18 protein-coding genes are annotated in these 15,661 nt (G+C 60.5%); all 18 read right to left on the bottom strand.

What is annotated here, in order from left to right; genetic code table 11:
• Positions 1–231 precede the first annotated feature (231 nt).
• The gene (flhB, locus tag QMK58_RS08940) at positions 232–1,371 is read right to left on the bottom strand and encodes a flagellar biosynthesis protein FlhB (protein WP_053156630.1); all 1,140 of its coding nucleotides are present in this window, start codon (positions 1,369–1,371) and stop codon (positions 232–234) included.
• A gap of 3 nt (positions 1,372–1,374) precedes the next feature.
• Positions 1,375–2,160: a flagellar biosynthetic protein FliR gene (fliR, locus tag QMK58_RS08935; protein ID WP_053156627.1), complete on the bottom strand. Its 786-nt coding sequence runs from the start codon at positions 2,158–2,160 to the stop codon at positions 1,375–1,377.
• A gap of 3 nt (positions 2,161–2,163) precedes the next feature.
• Positions 2,164–2,433: a flagellar biosynthesis protein FliQ gene (fliQ, locus tag QMK58_RS08930; RefSeq protein WP_008077662.1), complete on the bottom strand. Its 270-nt coding sequence runs from the start codon at positions 2,431–2,433 to the stop codon at positions 2,164–2,166.
• Entirely contained in the window at positions 2,430–3,188 is a 759-nt protein-coding gene (gene fliP, locus QMK58_RS08925) for a flagellar type III secretion system pore protein FliP (RefSeq protein ID WP_053156624.1), read from the bottom strand. Before fliP ends, fliQ begins: the two co-directional genes overlap by 4 nt.
• Positions 3,188–3,634, bottom strand: coding sequence for a flagellar biosynthetic protein FliO (gene fliO, locus QMK58_RS08920; RefSeq protein ID WP_320396164.1), 447 nt, complete (start codon positions 3,632–3,634; stop codon positions 3,188–3,190). The genes fliP and fliO overlap by 1 nt, the downstream gene beginning before the upstream one ends.
• Entirely contained in the window at positions 3,635–4,078 is a 444-nt protein-coding gene (gene fliN, locus QMK58_RS08915) for a flagellar motor switch protein FliN (protein ID WP_053156620.1), read from the bottom strand.
• A 67-nt stretch (positions 4,079–4,145) separates the two neighbouring features.
• Entirely contained in the window at positions 4,146–5,114 is a 969-nt protein-coding gene (gene fliM, locus QMK58_RS08910; protein WP_053156617.1) for a flagellar motor switch protein FliM, read from the bottom strand.
• 9 nt (positions 5,115–5,123) lie between these two features.
• On the bottom strand, positions 5,124–5,627 hold the full coding sequence (fliL, locus tag QMK58_RS08905; RefSeq protein ID WP_320396163.1) for a flagellar basal body-associated protein FliL: 504 nt from the start codon (positions 5,625–5,627) through the stop codon (positions 5,124–5,126).
• 185 nt (positions 5,628–5,812) lie between these two features.
• The gene (locus tag QMK58_RS08900) at positions 5,813–7,147 is read right to left on the bottom strand and encodes a flagellar hook-length control protein FliK (protein ID WP_053156612.1); all 1,335 of its coding nucleotides are present in this window, start codon (positions 7,145–7,147) and stop codon (positions 5,813–5,815) included.
• 101 nt (positions 7,148–7,248) lie between these two features.
• Positions 7,249–7,599, bottom strand: coding sequence for an Hpt domain-containing protein (locus QMK58_RS08895; RefSeq protein WP_320396162.1), 351 nt, complete (start codon positions 7,597–7,599; stop codon positions 7,249–7,251).
• A gap of 30 nt (positions 7,600–7,629) precedes the next feature.
• Positions 7,630–9,336, bottom strand: a complete 1,707-nt coding sequence (locus QMK58_RS08890) for a fused response regulator/phosphatase (RefSeq protein ID WP_053156608.1) — start codon at positions 9,334–9,336, stop codon at positions 7,630–7,632.
• A gap of 5 nt (positions 9,337–9,341) precedes the next feature.
• The gene (locus QMK58_RS08885) at positions 9,342–9,641 is read right to left on the bottom strand and encodes an STAS domain-containing protein (protein WP_053156606.1); all 300 of its coding nucleotides are present in this window, start codon (positions 9,639–9,641) and stop codon (positions 9,342–9,344) included.
• Between the two features lie 170 nt (positions 9,642–9,811).
• Positions 9,812–10,261, bottom strand: a complete 450-nt coding sequence (gene fliJ, locus QMK58_RS08880) for a flagellar export protein FliJ (RefSeq protein WP_053156603.1) — start codon at positions 10,259–10,261, stop codon at positions 9,812–9,814.
• Positions 10,262–10,267: 6 nt separating this feature from the next.
• Positions 10,268–11,626 carry a flagellar protein export ATPase FliI gene (gene fliI, locus QMK58_RS08875; RefSeq protein WP_053156600.1) on the bottom strand — a complete coding sequence of 453 codons (1,359 nt, stop codon included), beginning with the start codon at positions 11,624–11,626 and terminating at the stop codon, positions 10,268–10,270.
• Complete coding sequence (gene fliH, locus QMK58_RS08870) at positions 11,616–12,419, bottom strand: flagellar assembly protein FliH (RefSeq protein ID WP_053156597.1); 804 nt, start codon at positions 12,417–12,419, stop codon at positions 11,616–11,618. Before fliH ends, fliI begins: the two co-directional genes overlap by 11 nt.
• Before the next feature lie 4 nt (positions 12,420–12,423).
• The gene (gene fliG, locus QMK58_RS08865) at positions 12,424–13,443 is read right to left on the bottom strand and encodes a flagellar motor switch protein FliG (protein ID WP_053156594.1); all 1,020 of its coding nucleotides are present in this window, start codon (positions 13,441–13,443) and stop codon (positions 12,424–12,426) included.
• On the bottom strand, positions 13,436–15,223 hold the full coding sequence (fliF, locus tag QMK58_RS08860) for a flagellar basal-body MS-ring/collar protein FliF (RefSeq protein WP_053156589.1): 1,788 nt from the start codon (positions 15,221–15,223) through the stop codon (positions 13,436–13,438). Before fliF ends, fliG begins: the two co-directional genes overlap by 8 nt.
• A gap of 16 nt (positions 15,224–15,239) precedes the next feature.
• Positions 15,240–15,569, bottom strand: a complete 330-nt coding sequence (gene fliE / locus QMK58_RS08855) for a flagellar hook-basal body complex protein FliE (protein ID WP_053156587.1) — start codon at positions 15,567–15,569, stop codon at positions 15,240–15,242.
• Between the last annotated feature and the right edge of the window lie 92 nt (positions 15,570–15,661).

The raw sequence follows: 15,661 nt of genomic DNA, 5'->3' as shown, positions 1-15,661 counted from the left end.
TTGACGCCTGAAGCGGGCGCAGGGCGGCTACTGCAAGAAGCTTTCCAACTTTTGCGGGAGGTTGAAATAGAGAGGTTTAACCGCGATTTTCTTTGCCTGAACAGACGCCTTCGCCGGCTAGCCGGCTCCTACAGAAAGCGTGGGCAAGATCTACGCAACATCCAACGCAATCAACACAACCCTGTAGGAGCTGGCTTGCCAGCGAAGGCGTCGGCACAAGCACTGCAGACCTCAGGAATCGCGGCGCAGGTCCGGCGGAATCGGCAAGTCATCCTTGAGCGGATCAGGTCGTTTACCTTTACCCGCGCGGTACTGGCGGATCTGATAGACGTAAGCCAATACCTGGGCAACCGCGAGATAGAGCCCGCCGGGAATTTCCTGCTCCAACTCCGTGGAGTAGTAAATCGACCGCGCCAGCGCTGGTGACTCCAGCAGCAGAATCTCGTTGGCCGTGGCAATCTCGCGAATTTTCAGGGCCAGGAAATCGCTGCCCTTGGCGATCAGCATGGGCGCCCCACCCTTGTCCGGATCGTACTTGAGCGCTACCGCGTAATGGGTCGGGTTGGTAATGACCACGTCGGCGTCGGGAACCGCCGCCATCATCCGGCGCTGGGACATTTCACGCTGCAACTGGCGAATCCGCTGCTTGACCTCTGGCCGCCCCTCCTGATCCTTGTGCTCGTCACGCACTTCCTGCTTGGTCATCTTGAGTTTCTTGATGCTTTCCCAGATCTGGATCGGCACGTCGACAGCGGCAATGATGAACAGCCCGCAAGCCATCCACAGCGTGCTCCAGCCGACCACTTGCAGGCTGTGAATGATCGCGCGATCCAGCGGTTCATGGGCGATGCGCAGCAAGTCGTCGATGTCCGCCGACAGCACCAGCAGGGCCACGAACAGCACGATGAAAAACTTTGCCAGGGCTTTGAGCAATTCGGCCACGGCTTTGGCCGAGAACATTCGCTTGAGCCCGGCGCCGGGGTTCATCCGGCTGAACTTGGGCGCCATGGTGCCTGCGGAAAACAGCCAGCCACCGAGGGAAATCGGGCCGATCAAAGCGGCCAGCAGCAAGGTAATCATCACCGGTTGAATCGCCAGCAAGGCAATCTGCCCCGAGTGCAGCAGGTAGCTACCCATGGAACGCGGATCCAGCAGCACCTCCCGCGACAGGGTGAAATTCAGGCGCATCAGGTCCATCAATTCCTGGGCCAGCGCCCCGCCGAACACCAGCAATGCGCCGGAACCGGCGAGCATGATCGCCAGCGTATTAAGCTCCTTGGAACGGGCAATCTCACCCTTTTCACGGGCGTCCTTTTTCTTTTTCTCCGTGGGGTCTTCTGTCTTGTCCTGACCGCTTTCGCTCTCAGCCATGACTCAGCGCGCCTTCGCCAGTTCGCGTAAAAACTGCAGGGCCTCGGTGGCCAGCGGCTGATACTGATTGAGGATGTCCGCCAGACCGACCCAGACGATGAACAGGCCGAGCACCAGAGTCAGCGGGAAGCCGATGGAGAAAATATTCAGTTGCGGCGCCGCGCGTGTCATCACGCCGAAGGCGATGTTGACCACCAGCAACGCGGTGATCGCCGGCAACACCAGCAACAGTGCCGCGCCCAGCACCCAGCCCAGTTTGCCGGCCAGTTCCCAGTAATGATTGACCATCAAGCCGCTCCCGACCGGCAACGTAGTGAAGCTTTCGGTCAGAACTTCGAACACCACCAGATGGCCGTTCATCGCCAGGAACATCAGCGTCACCAGCATCGTGAAGAACTGCCCGATCACCGCCACCGACACGCCGTTGGTGGGGTCGACCATCGAGGCGAAGCCCATGCCCATCTGGATCGCGACGATCTGCCCCGCCACCACGAACGCCTGGAAAAACAGTTGCAGAGAGAACCCCAGGATCGCACCGACGAGAATCTGCTCGGCGATCAGCAACAATCCGCTCAAATCCAGTGCGTTCACCGGTGGCATGGGCGGCAGGTTGGGAGCAATGACCACAGTAATGGCCAGGGCGAAATAAAGACGGATGCGTTTGGGCACCAGCGAGGTGCCGAACACCGGCATCACCATCAGCAATGCGCCGATGCGAAACAGCGGCAGCATGAAGGTCGCGACCCAGGTGCTGATCTGAGTGTCGGTCAGCTGAAGCAGGGAAGGCATGGCTTAGCCGATGACCATCGGAATGTTGTGGTACAGCTGGATGATGTATTCCATGAAGGTCTGCACCAGCCAGGGTCCGGCGACGATCAGCGTCACCAGCATCACCAACAGGCGCGGCAGAAAACTCAAGGTCTGTTCGTTGATCTGGGTGGCGGCCTGGAACATCGCCACCAGCAACCCCACGAGCAGACTCGGAATCACCAGCACCGCCACCATCATGGTGGTCAGCCACAGCGCTTCGCGAAAGATATCGACCGCAACTTCAGGCGTCATGGCGAGACACCGCCGAAACTGCTGGCCAATGTACCAATGATCAACGCCCAGCCATCCACCAGCACGAACAGCATGATCTTGAACGGCAGGGAAATGATCAGCGGCGAGAGCATCATCATACCCATCGCCATCAGCACACTGGCCACGACCAGGTCGATGATCAGAAACGGAATGAAGATCATGAAGCCGATCTGGAAAGCGGTCTTCAGTTCGGACGTCACGAAAGCCGGCACCAGGATGGTCAACGGCGCCTGGTCCGGCGTGGCAATGTCGGTGCGTTTGGACAGACGCATGAACAACTCCAGATCACTGCTGCGGGTCTGGGCGAGCATGAAGTCCTTGATCGGCACCTGGGCCTTGGCGACGGCATCCTGCGCCGTGAGTTTTTCCGCCAGGTAAGGCTGCAAGGCGTCCTGGTTCACCCTATCGAAGACCGGCGCCATGATGAACAGCGTCAGGAACAGTGCCATGCCCGTGAGGATCTGGTTCGACGGCGTCTGCTGCAGGCCAAGGGCCTGACGCAGGATCGAGAAGACGATGATGATCCGGGTGAAACTGGTCATCAGCATGACGAACGCCGGGATGAAACTCAGCGCGGTCATGATCAGCAGGATTTGCAGGCTGACCGAGTACTCCTGAGCGCCTTCGGCGTTGGTTCCCAACGTGATCGCCGGGATCGACAATGGATCGGCGGCGAACGCCAGCGGCGCAGCCAGCATCAGGGCCAGCGTCAGGACGATGCGTAACGCACCCATTACTTCTTATCCTTGTGATCTTTGCCCAGGATCTCCAGCAGGCGCTGGGCAAATTCCGGAGTCGTTTTTTCAGTCCCGTCCGGCACTTTCACCGGTTCTTTGAGCACGTGCAGCGCGGTGATGGTGCCGGGGCTCAGGCCAAGCAGAATCTGCTCGTTGCCGACCTGTACCAGCATCAGCCGGTCACGCGGACCCAGGGCGCGGGAACCGATCAGTTCGATGACCTGGCCTTTACCGGCCGGTCCGGCCTGTTGCACCCGGCGCAGCAGCCAGGCCAGGAAGAAGATCAGCCCCAGCACCAACAGCAATCCAAACACCAATTGCGTGAGTTGCCCGGCCACACCGCTGTTGACCGTCGGCGCAGCTGCGGCGGTGGCCGTAGCGACCGGCTCGGCCGCCAGCGCGCTCATCGGCAAGGCCAGAAGAACTCCCAGAACCTTTTTCACTCAGCGCAGCTTCTTGATGCGTTCGCTTGGGCTGATCACGTCGGTCAGGCGGATGCCGAACTTCTCGTTGACCACTACGACTTCGCCATGGGCGATCAGGGTGCCGTTGACCAGCACGTCCAACGGCTCACCGGCCAGACGATCGAGCTCGATCACCGAGCCCTGGTTGAGTTGCAGCAGGTTGCGGATGTTGATGTCGGTGCTGCCCACTTCCATGGAAATCGATACCGGGATATCCAGGATCACGTCCAGGTTCGGACCTTCGAGACTGACCGGCTCGTTGTTTTTCGGCACGCTGCCAAACTCTTCCATTGGCAGACGGTTGGACGACGAAAGCCCGGCATCGGCTGCCAGCAAGGCATCGATATCGGCCTGCGCGTCACCGGTTTCTTCCAGGGCTGCCGCCCACTCGTCGGCCAGAGCCTGGTCGTCTTGGGTGTTCATATTGTCAGTGTCCTCGGCGAGCAAAAAATCAGAATTCGGTTAACTGCGAATGTGTAAGAAGCACCGCTCAACGGCGCTCGATCGGCTCGATCACTTGCAACGCCAGGTTGCCTTTGTGCGACCCCATCTTGACCTTGAAGGCCGGTACGCCATTGGCGCGCATGACCATGTCTTCCGGCATGTCGACCGGGATGATGTCCCCCGGCTGCATGTGCAGGATGTCGCGCAGCTTGAGCTGACGACGAGCCACGGTGGCGCCGATTGGCACATCGACGTCCAGCACGTCCTGGCGCAGGGCGTTGACCCAGCGCTCGTCCTGATCATCGAGGTCGGACTGAAAGCCGGCGTCGAGCATTTCGCGCACCGGCTCGATCATCGAGTACGGCATGGTCACGTGCAGGTCACCGCCACCACCATCGAGTTCGATGTGGAAGGTCGACACCACAATGGCTTCGCTCGGGCCGACGATGTTGGCCATGGCCGGGTTCACTTCCGAGTTGATGTACTCGAAGTTCACTTCCATGATCGCCTGCCAGGCTTCCTTCAGATCGACGAACGCCTGCTCCAGCACCATGCGCACCACACGCAGCTCGGTCGGCGTGAACTCACGACCTTCGATCTTCGCGTGGCGGCCATCGCCGCCGAAGAAGTTGTCCACCAGTTTGAACACCAGCTTGGCGTCCAGAATGAACAGCGCAGTGCCGCGCAGGGGTTTGATCTTGACCAGATTGAGGCTGGTCGGCACGTACAGCGAGTGCACGTATTCGCCGAACTTCATCACCTGCACACCACCGACCGCCACGTCCGCCGAGCGGCGCAACATGTTGAACATGCTGATGCGCGTATAGCGGGCGAAACGTTCGTTGATCATTTCCAGCGTCGGCATGCGTCCACGGACGATGCGATCCTGGCTGGTCAGGTCATAGCTTTTGACGGTGCCGGGTTCGGCAGCGTTTTCGGTCTGTACCAGACCATCGTCGACGCCATGCAACAGCGCATCGATCTCATCCTGGGACAGCAGGTCCTGCACGGCCATGTCGTGTTCCTACTGCAGTACGAAATTAGTGAAAAGCAACTGTTCGATCACCACTTTGCCCAGCTCTTTCTGCGCCACTTCCTGGACGCTGGCCGTGGCTTTCTGACGCAGCATTTCCTGACCGACCGGCGAGGCGAGGGTCGAGAAATCCTGACCGGAGAACAGCATCACCAGGTTATTGCGGATCACCGGCATGTGGACCTTGAGCGCGTCCAGATCAGCCTGATTGCGGCCGAGCATGGTGATGCTCACCTGCATGTAGCGCTGACGACCGTTCTGGTTGAAGTTGGCCACGAAAGCGGGCGCCATCGATTCGAAAATCGCTGGCTGCTTGCCCACGGTGGCGGTTTCAGCCACGGCGGCGGTCGGCTTGTTCTGAGCGCTGTGCATGAAGTACCAGGTCGCACCCACGGACACACCGATCGCCAGCAGCAGGGCCACCACGATCGCGATGATCAGTTTGAGTTTGCCTTTGGTCGCGGGGTCTTTTACTGCTGCGTCGCTCTTCGCCATGCCAATAATCCGTCACTATTCGGGTTTTCACAGTCGCACGGATAGGCAAGAGCAAGTGTTATGCCATGTAGGAGCGAGCTTGCTCGCGAAAGACGTGAGAGCGCCGCGTTTTTCCAGATGGCACTCGTCATCGTTAACGTCCATCGCGAGCAAGCTCGCTCCTACAAGGTTGGGCGTTGTGTTCGTCAGGCGTAGTAGTCAACCGCGCTGGAGCCGATCACGCTGGTGGTGGTTGCGGCGACTTCGGCGACGCTTGGGGTGAGACTCTCGTCCACGCCGTCAAGTCGACCGCCATTGGCGTCAGCTCGTCCGCTCCGGGCCTGCTGATTCTGCCCCTGATCCTGCGAACCGCGATTCTGGTCGGACACGTTGACGTCAACCTGCCCCATGCCCTGCTGCACGAACATGTCCCGCAAGCGATGCATCTGGCTGTCCAGCGCTTCACGGACACCGGGATGGGCGCTCATGAAGGTCACTTGGGTCTGCTGATCCGGAACCATGTTCACCCGGATATCCAGACGCCCAAGTTCGGCAGGCTGCAACTGAATGTCAGCCGCCTTGAGATTGGCGCTGGACAGGTACATGACCCGATTCACCACCTCTTCGGTCCAACCGCTTTGGTGCATGGCAATCGGCTGGTTGACCGGCAAGGCGTTGGCGGTTTTCGGCGTGGCAGCCTGGGTCAACGCGGCCAGACGATTGGCAAAATCGTCGACCCGGGTATCGCTGGTGGCAGCCTTGAGGTCCTTGAGACCGTCATCGATCAAGCCGCTGAATGCCTTGTCGCCACCCTGGCTGGTGCTGTCCTTGTCGGCCTGCACGTCCAGCATGTTCGCCATGCCCGTGGCGAAATTCTGTGCCGAGGTCAACTCACCGTCAGCCTGTGCTTCTGCTGACGTCGACGCCCCCTTCGCCTGAGCCTGACTGGACGCGGACAGATGCCCACTCTGCTCCATCGCCAGGCGCAACGCCGGCAATGCGTCGAGCGGGTCCGCTTGCGGGTCGAAATCCGCGTCGGCGGCAAGGGCTGTCGTCGCCGCAGTCGAGACCGCTGAGTCTAACGGGGCCTCCTGCGCGGCATCCTCCGCTGGCAGCGCTGCAGGCACTATCGCTTGAGCGACCTGCAATGCAGGATCAAGCGCTGGATCGACGGGCAACACATCGGCAACCGGAGATTGACCTGCCTCTGGAGCCTCATCAGTGGACGTCGTGCCGTCAGCCTGCGCCGATTGATCGGCAGGCAAAGATTTGCCGTTATCGGCAAGCGCTGGCTGTGCAGCGGCAGATTTGTCGTCGCTGCTGTCTTTTTTACCAGGGCCATCCGCCGCCTTATCGCGCATCGGCCTGGCTGAGCCATCGCCCATCGCTGAAGGTTTGTTCTGCGCTTGATTGGCATACACATGAGCGAAGCTGGCCGCCTTGCCCCCGGGCTCGACGGTCGGCGCCGGGCTATTGGCGGACGCGGTTTGCGCCTTGGTCTGCGCGGCGGCCTGAAGCAAGGTGTTGGGGGTGACAGGCATGAAACGGTCTCCGCTGCACGGGGCTCGTAGATACAGTTGGAAGAGTTAGCTGCAAGGGTTGAGCCAGTTTTGCTCGAACACGACGAACAGCAGAAACGGCTTCAAATTTCCGAAAGGCAACGCTGCAGCTCAGCTTCATAAAGGGGCCGTACGAAAGCGAACTCATCGTGAATTTCTGCGACCAGTGCTTTCAAGTCCACCGATGGCATGTCCTGAGCACTGGATTCGAGCGTGCCGCATAACGCCGCGAGATGGATGGCCCCCATGTTGCCGCTGCTGCCTTTGAGGCTGTGAGCGGTTTCAATGAGCTGCACAATGTCGCCTGATTTTTGCAGGTGGTCTAAACGCTCTTCGCAATCAGCAAGAAAAGTATCCAGCAACGTCGAATACTCCTCCTCCATGACTTCCTGCAACGCGGCCAAGATGTCGAGATCTAGATGCTTATCAGCCACTTGCTCACTCCTTGATCAAGAATGCGGGGATTATGCCTGAGCGCTCCAGAAAAATTCCACGCGGGCACTTCGTCCATCGTCGGTCCAACGAGCGTTTCTGCCCAATTGGCGGATCAGACTGACCCCGCGACCCGACAGACGGACCTCATCCAGCGGCCGCTCCATCACCCGCGCCACATCGAACCCCTTGCCGCTGTCCTCGACGTGTATGGCCAGATGACCGCCCTCGCCTTCGGGGTTTACCTGCAAGTGCACCCGGATGAAACCGTCCTGCAGCGTCTCCAGGCGTGCACTGCGCTCTTGATAATAGCGCGCAAAACCCGAGGCATTGCGTTTCAGGCTCGAGTCCAGGCCCAACACGCCATGTTCCAGCGCATTGGAGTACAGCTCCGCCAGCACGCTGTACAGCGCCCCGCTCTGAGCCCGCAGGCCATGCACCTCCAGCAGCAACTGCAACAGATAGGGCAACGGATTGAAGCGTTTGAGCGTCGCGGCGCGAAACTCGAAGCTGGCTGACCAATCCAGCGGACAGGATTGGCCACTGTCGGAATACACCAGTGCCGGCAGGTTTGTCTGCGCAGGTTCCAGCAGACTGATCTCGACCATGCTCACATCGTCGCGGGACTCACCGCCAAAATCCCGCAGTGCCTGCTCGATCTCTTCGAACACTGCATCTGGCTGACGATTGGCCGCGAACACCTGCTGCAAGCGCTCCACGCCAAACAGCTGATCATTGGCATCACAGGTATCGACCACCCCGTCGGACAGCAGGAAAACCCGATCGCCGATGGCCATGGGATAAACCTCTGACCGGTCATCGAACGACTCCGGCCCCAGCACCCCGAGCGGCAGATGCCGTGCCGTCAGTGGCGTTCGCTCGCCGTCGGCCATGCGGTGCAGGTATCCGTCCGGCATGCCGCCATTCCAGACCTCCACCGAGCGCCGCTGGATACTCAGGCACAGCAAAGTGGCGCAACAGAACATGTCCACTGGCAGGATGCGTTTGAGCTTGGCGTTCATCTCGCGCAGGGTTTGCGAGAATCCGTAACCCTTGGCCGTCATGCCATAAAAGACTTCGGCCAGGGGCATGGCACCCACCGCAGCGGGCAAACCGTGGCCGGTGAAATCGCCGAGCAGCACATGCATGTCGCCGGAAGGGGTATAGGCGGCCAGTAACAGGTCGCCATTGAACAGCGCATAGGGCGACTGCAAATAGCGGATATTGGCAGCGGCATTCAGGCAACCGGAGTGCGCAACCTTGTCGAACACGGCTTTGGCCACGCGCTGCTCGTTGAGCAGGTATTGGTGATGCCTGGCGATCTGGTCACGCTGCTGCAGCACCGTAGTCTGCAGCCGTCGCAATCGATCCATCGCCTTGATCTTGGCTGCGAGGATCACCTGGTTATAGGGTTTCGCCAGAAAGTCGTCGCCTCCCGCCTCCAGGCAGCGGGCCAGGGCCTCGCTCTCGGACAACGACGTGAGAAAGATGATCGGCACCAGGTTTTCCCCGGACAACGCCTTGATCTGCCGGGCCGCCTCGAAGCCATCCATCACCGGCATCATGGCATCCATCAACACCAGATGCGGCTGCTGCTGGCGGAAGATGTCGACAGCTTGCGCACCGTCGGCGGCTGTCAATACCGCGTGCCCCTGCCGACGCAGAATGCTCGACAACAGCATGCGATCGGCAGCGCTGTCTTCGGCGATCAGGATCGTGAGCGGCTCAGAGGGCTGCACGGGGATCAACTGATGTCGAACAGCTTGTCGAAGTTGGAGATGGCGAGGATCTTTCGCACATCCGGGGTGCTGTTGATCACTTGAATGTCAGAGTCGTCACCGCCGGCGTGGTCGCGCAGCAAGAGCAACATGCCCAATGCGGAACTGTCGAGGTAGGTGGCCTCCTTGAGGTCGACGACGACCGCTGACAGTGTTTTATCTTCGTAGGATTCACGAAATTCTTGATGCTTGGCGAAATCGAATCGTCCTTTGATCGATATCGTCAGTTTTTGCCCATCCGGGGAGATTTCTGAAACGACTGGCATGGCATGGCTTCCTTGTCGCTGGGGAACCTCGTTGTACAAGGTTTAGCATTGGCTAGAGGTTGGGGCAAGTTACGCCATCAGGATCAAAAGCTCGCACCCTTCGCCGGCGCCTGCCAAATCGAAACTGCATGCGCTCAATGTAGGAGCTGCGATCTTTTTAAACCCTACAATCAATACGGATTGTCCCGCGGCAAGCGCTGAGACAATTCATCCATCAACTTTTGCTCGCGCCGATCTTCCAGCGCCCTTGCCTCATCGGCATAACGCTGCACCAGCTTGCGCAAACCTTCGACCCGGGCAAACGCCTGCTGCCAGGTTTCCCGGGCCTTGTTCAGATTGTTCTGATGCCAGGCGAGGCTTTGACGCTGCTGGTCGATGGCCGTCCCCAGTTGCGCGAGAAAGCCCTGATAGCCCAGCAACCATTGGCCGGAGACGCCACCGCTGCCGCGCACGATCCATTGTTCCTGATAATCCAGACGAAAGGCTTCGAGGTCGGCGAGTTTGCTTTCTGCCAGCCGCACCTGCCCCTGGAAATGCCCCAGACGCTGCACCGCGGTTTTCTCGGCTTTTTCGGCCATTTCCACCACGGGGGCCAAACGCCCTGCACGAGTCTGGGCCATGACCGGTTAACCGCCCGCCGCTGGCGCGAAGATCGAGGCGAGATACGCTTCGCTTTCGCCCAGGCTGATGCTGTCGTTGAGGCCCTGGCGCAGGTATTTGACCAATTGCGGCTGCAGGGAAATCGCCAGATCGGTCTCGCGGTCGCCACCGGCGACGTAAGCGCCGACGCTGATCAGGTCGCGGCTCTGCTGATAGCGCGACCACAACTGCTTGAAGTATTGCGCGCGCATCATGTGTTCCGGCGAAACCACGGCCGGCATCACCCGGCTGATGGAGGCCTCGATATCGATGGCAGGGTAATGCCCTTCTTCGGCCAGTCGCCGGGACAGCACGATGTGACCGTCGAGCACGCCTCGCGCTGAGTCGGCTATCGGATCCTGCTGGTCATCGCCCTCGGACAGCACGGTGTAGAACGCGGTGATCGAGCCACCGCCCTTCTCCGCATTACCCGCCCGCTCCACCAGTTTCGGCAGCTTGGCGAACACCGACGGCGGATAGCCCTTGGTCGCGGGCGGCTCGCCGATGGCCAGGGCGATTTCCCGCTGGGCCTGGGCAAAACGGGTCAGCGAATCCATGAGCAGCAAGACATTCTTGCCCTTGTCGCGGAAATACTCGGCGATTCGCGTGCAATACATCGCGGCGCGCAGACGCATCAACGGCGCATCGTCCGCCGGGGACGCCACCACCACCGAACGCTTGAGCCCTTCTTCACCGAGGATGTGCTCGATGAACTCTTTGACTTCACGACCCCGCTCACCGATCAGCCCGACGACGATGATGTCGGCCTCGGTGAAGCGCGTCATCATCCCCAATAACACGGATTTACCGACACCGGTACCGGCGAACAGCCCGAGCCGCTGACCACGACCGACCGTCAGCATGCCGTTGATGCAGCGAATGCCCACATCCAGCGGCTCGCTGATCGGCTCGCGTTTGAGCGGGTTGATCGTCGGGCCGTCCATCGGCACCCAGTCTTCGGCTTTCATTCCGCCCTTGCCGTCCAGCGCACGCCCGGCACCGTCGAGCACACGCCCCAGCATGCTCATGCCCATCGGCAGCCGGCCACTGTCAGACAGCGGCACCACGCGGGCGCCGGGCGCAATGCCGGCAACGCTGCCGACGGGCATCAGAAAGACTTTGTTGCCGGAGAAACCCATGACTTCGGCTTCAACCTGCACCGGGTGATAGCTGTCATCGTTGATGACCATGCAGCGGCTGCCCATGGCGGCGCGCAGGCCTTCGGCTTCGAGGGTCAGGCCGACCATGCGCAGCAGGCGCCCCTCGAGGATCGGTGCGCCGGCCAGTGTCGTGGCCTCGGCGTAACTGCTCAGGCGCTTGGCAAAGCTGGTGCGGTCAAGGCGCATCAGGTGCATCCGGTTCAGGCGCGACCGCCGGTTTGGCTGTTGCCGTCAAATCGACGCTCAAGTCAGGCGCGGCCGGGTGCAGCGCCTGTTCGTGCAACTGATCGAGCAGCTTGTCCATGACCCGCGCGACCCGGGTTTCCACGGTAGCGTCGATGCGACTGTGCTCGGTCTCGACCCGGCAACCACCCGGCAACAGCGACTCATCCTCGACAATGCGCCAGGTTTCCTCATGGCGTTCGCGCAGGGCTTTGACCTGGGCGAAATCCTGCGGATTGATGTACAGCCGCACATTGTTCGCACCCAGCGGCAATAGCTTGAGCGCGTCGCGCATCACGTGTTCGAGTTGCGTCGAATCGATCGCCAGTTCGCGCTGGATCACTTGCCGAGTGATGTGCTGCACAAGATCGACCAAGGATTTTTCAATCAGCGTGTCCTGTTCGGCGATAGGCTCGAACAGGCGCGACATCAGTTGCTCCAGGGCCGAGACTTTCGCCGTCAGAGCCACGTCCGCTTCCTGACGGACCTTGAGCGTGGCGCTGTGAAAGCCTTCCTTTTCGCCCACGGCGAAGCCTTCGTTGTAGGCTTCCTGGCGGATGCTTTCGAGCTCTTCGAGGGTCAGTGGCTGGACTTCCTCCAGCGGCACTTCCTCCATTTCCGGCGGCTCGGGTTCCGGCTCCGGCTGCGGTTCAGGCTCGGGTGCCGGCGGATCGAAACTGGGCAACGCCCAGGTATCGAAACCACTGACAACCCCGGCCCGAATCAGCTCAGAGTGCACTTCATCATGCTTGGCCATGGGGTCAGATCATTTCCTCGCCGCCCTTGCCACCGAGCACGATTTCTCCGGCTTCGGCCATACGGCGGGCGATGGTGAGGATTTCCTTCTGCGCGGTTTCGACATCGCTGACGCGCACAGGGCCTTTGGCTTCCAGGTCGTCGCGCAACAGTTCGGCTGCACGCTTGGACATGTTCTTGAAGATCTTTTCCTTGACGCCTTCGTCCGAGCCTTTGAGCGCGAGCACCAGCACGTCCGAGGACACCTCGCGCAGCAACGCCTGAATGCCGCGATCGTCGACATCGGCCAGGTTGTTGAACACGAACATGAGGTCTTCGATCTGGCCGGACAGGTCTTCGTCGACTTCGCGGATCGAGTCCATGAGCTGGCCTTCGATCGAGCTGTCGAGGAAGTTCATGATGTCCGCTGCGCGCTTGATGCCGCCCAGGTTGGTGCGCGAGGCATTCGAGTTGCCGGAGAACTGCTTCTCGAGAATCTGGTTGAGTTCTTTCAGGGCTGCCGGCTGCACCGTGTTCAGCGATGAAACCCGCAGAATGATGTCCAGGCGCACCTTATGGTCGAAGTTGCCCAGCACTTCACCGGCCTGGTCCGGATCGAGGTAGGCCACCACGATCGCCTGGATCTGTGGGTGCTCGTAGCGGATCACGTCGGCGACGGCACGTGGCTCCATCCATTTCAGGCTGTCGAGGCCGCTGGTGTTGCCGCCGAGCAGGATGCGGTCGATCAGGCCGTTGGCCTTGTCTTCGCCCAACGCCTGGGTGAGCATCTTGCGCACGTAATCGTCGGAGCCGACGCCCAGGCTGGTCTGGTCGCCGACGATGTCGACGAACTCTCGCATGACCTGCTCGACCTGCTCGCGATGCACATTGCCCATCTGCGCCATGGCCATGCCCACACGCTGAACCTCTTTGGGCCCCATGTGGCGCAGCACTTGGGCAGCGTCGGTTGAGCCCAGTGACAGCAACAGGATCGCGGCTTTGTCGACCTTGTTGAGTTTGACGGTAGCGGCTCGGTTATCACTCATCTGCGTTAATCCACTCTTTCACGACCTGGGCCACGCGACCCGGGTCTTCAGCCACCAGACTCTTGATTGCGTTCAACTGAGCGTCATAGCCTTCGCTTGGGCTCGGCAGCAGAATGCTTTGCGGGCCGCCGAGGCTGACACGGTCGTTGGCCAGTTCGCCATCCAGACCGCCCATGCCACCCAGTTCGACATCGCTGCCGATGCCGGCCAGTTGCTTGTCTTTGCCGCCACCGGTGATGTTGTTGAGCACCGGACGCAGCACGCCGAACACCAGCACCAGAATGAACAGCACACCCAGCAGTTGCTTGACGATGTCCCAGAACCACGGCTGGGAATAGAACGCAGCTTCGGCAATCACCTCTCCGCGCTCCGCGGAGAACGGCATGTTGATCACGCTGACACTGTCGCCACGGCTGGCATCGAAACCGACCGCATCCTGAACCAGCCGCGTGAAGCGCGCCAATTGATCGGCGCTCCAGGGCGCGCGGCTGGTTTCACCGTTGGCCGGGTTGATCACGACCTGATCGTCGACCACGACCGACACCGACAGGCGATTCAATCGACCCTGCTGTTGCTTGGTGTGGCTGATCGAACGATCCAGCTCGAAGTTCCTGGTCGATTGCTGACGCTTGTCCGCCGGATACGGCGCGAGCATCGGCTGGCCGGTGGCCGGATCCATGATTTGCTGACCGTTGGCATCGATCAGCGGCTGACCTGGTTGCACCATGCCCGCCGACGCCGTGGCGCCACCGGTGGTTTGCGGCGCGGAGGCCGGCGCCGGTGGCTGATTGCTCAGGGCACCCGGCACCCCTTGCGGGCCATTGCTGGCGGTGCGTTGTTCGTTGACCGACTGCTCGCTGCGCAACGCCGGTTGGTCCGGGTTGAACTGCTCGGAGGTCGATTCGACGGCGCTGAAATCCACGTCGGCCGAGACTTCGGCTTTGTAGCGATCATTGCCCAGCACCGGCTGCAGAATATTGTGCACACGCTGGGTAAGCATGCTTTCCATGCGACGGCTGTAATCGAATTGCTTGCCGGCCATGGTCAGTTCGGAGTTTTCCGCCTGATCGGAGAGCAGGTTGCCCTTCTGGTCGACCACGGTGATCTGCGACTTGCTCAGTTCAGGGACGCTGGTCGCCACCAGGTTGATGATCGCCACGACCTGCCCCGGCTCCAGCGAACGACCGGAATACAACTCAACCAGAACCGAAGCACTGGGCTTGCGTTCGTCGCGCACGAACACCGAACTCTTCGGAATCGCCAGATGCACACGGGCACCCTTGACGTTGTTCAGGCTGGAAATGGTGCGGGCCAGTTCGCCTTCGAGACCACGACGATAACGGGTCGCCTCCATGAACTGGCTGGTCCCCAGGCCTTGCTCCTTGTCGAGAATCTCAAAGCCGATGTTGCCATCGCTGGGCGTGACACCAGCGCCCGCGAGCTTGAGCCGCGCACGGGACAAGTCTTCGGCCTTGACCAACAACGCGCCGGAGTTCGGTTCGACGGTGTAGGGAATATCGGCCGAGGCCAGGGTATCCATGACCTGTTTGGCGTCCATACCGGCAAGGCTGCCGTACAGAGGCCGATAGTCCGGCTGCTGGGACCACAACACCACGGCAAAACCAATCGCCACGCTCGCTGCCAGGCCAACCAACAGGCCTACCTGACGCAACACGGTCATCTCGGAGAGGTTTTCCAGAAAGGACAACCCGAACAGCGGCGGCTTGCCGTCGTTTGAGGTGGACTTGGCCGGAACGTTATCGGCGACTGCTTCTGCCATGACTCAATCTCGTCCTTTAAACCGGCATCTGCATGATGTCTTGGTAGGCCTGAACCAGCTTGTTGCGCACTTGGGTCAGCGCCTGGAATGAGACGCTGGCTTTCTGCGAGGAAACCATCACGTCCGTCAGGTCGACACCGCTTTTACCGATTTCGAAAGCGCTGGCCAACTGAGTAGAAGCCTGCTGGGTGTCGTTCACTTTATTGACGGCCTGACCGAGCATGTCGGAAAAGCTGCTGCCCGCCAGTTCCGGGACGGCGGCAGTCGATTTCGGCGCAGACATGGCATCCATTTGCATGGCGCGCATATCCAGCATCAATCGATTAAATTCGATACCTTGGCTCATGATCTACTCTCTTGGGCGACCCGCAATTTTTTGACACTCACGCGGCGGGCACTGAGGTGTTAGCAACAAGGGTGCCAGCTCCATGACCTCAC

This window comes from Pseudomonas sp. P8_241 (genome assembly GCF_034008315.1).
Taxonomy (GTDB): domain Bacteria; phylum Pseudomonadota; class Gammaproteobacteria; order Pseudomonadales; family Pseudomonadaceae; genus Aquipseudomonas.
The sequence above is the reverse complement of the archived record's forward strand: the minus strand, read 5'-3'. Positions and strand labels throughout refer to the sequence as shown.

Bases quoted from the DNA above. Each gene is read 5' to 3' on its own strand.
- fliR (WP_053156627.1), bottom strand. From the start codon at position 2,160: ATGCCTTCCCTGCTTCAGCTGACCGACACTCAGATCAGCACCTGGGTC.
- QMK58_RS08900 (WP_053156612.1), bottom strand. From the start codon at position 7,147: ATGCCTGTCACCCCCAACACCTTGCTTCAGGCCGCCGCGCAGACCAAG.
- fliE (WP_053156587.1), bottom strand. From the start codon at position 15,569: ATGAGCCAAGGTATCGAATTTAATCGATTGATGCTGGATATGCGCGCC.
- fliP (WP_053156624.1), bottom strand. From the start codon at position 3,188: ATGGGTGCGTTACGCATCGTCCTGACGCTGGCCCTGATGCTGGCTGCG.
- fliL (WP_320396163.1), bottom strand. From the start codon at position 5,627: ATGGCGAAGAGCGACGCAGCAGTAAAAGACCCCGCGACCAAAGGCAAA.
- fliJ (WP_053156603.1), bottom strand. From the start codon at position 10,261: ATGGCCCAGACTCGTGCAGGGCGTTTGGCCCCCGTGGTGGAAATGGCC.
- fliH (WP_053156597.1), bottom strand. From the start codon at position 12,419: ATGGCCAAGCATGATGAAGTGCACTCTGAGCTGATTCGGGCCGGGGTT.
- fliN (WP_053156620.1), bottom strand. From the start codon at position 4,078: ATGAACACCCAAGACGACCAGGCTCTGGCCGACGAGTGGGCGGCAGCC.
- QMK58_RS08885 (WP_053156606.1), bottom strand. From the start codon at position 9,641: ATGCCAGTCGTTTCAGAAATCTCCCCGGATGGGCAAAAACTGACGATA.
- fliI (WP_053156600.1), bottom strand. From the start codon at position 11,626: ATGCGCCTTGACCGCACCAGCTTTGCCAAGCGCCTGAGCAGTTACGCC.
- fliG (WP_053156594.1), bottom strand. From the start codon at position 13,443: ATGAGTGATAACCGAGCCGCTACCGTCAAACTCAACAAGGTCGACAAA.
- flhB (WP_053156630.1), bottom strand. From the start codon at position 1,371: ATGGCTGAGAGCGAAAGCGGTCAGGACAAGACAGAAGACCCCACGGAG.
- fliQ (WP_008077662.1), bottom strand. From the start codon at position 2,433: ATGACGCCTGAAGTTGCGGTCGATATCTTTCGCGAAGCGCTGTGGCTG.
- fliM (WP_053156617.1), bottom strand. From the start codon at position 5,114: ATGGCCGTGCAGGACCTGCTGTCCCAGGATGAGATCGATGCGCTGTTG.
- fliF (WP_053156589.1), bottom strand. From the start codon at position 15,223: ATGGCAGAAGCAGTCGCCGATAACGTTCCGGCCAAGTCCACCTCAAAC.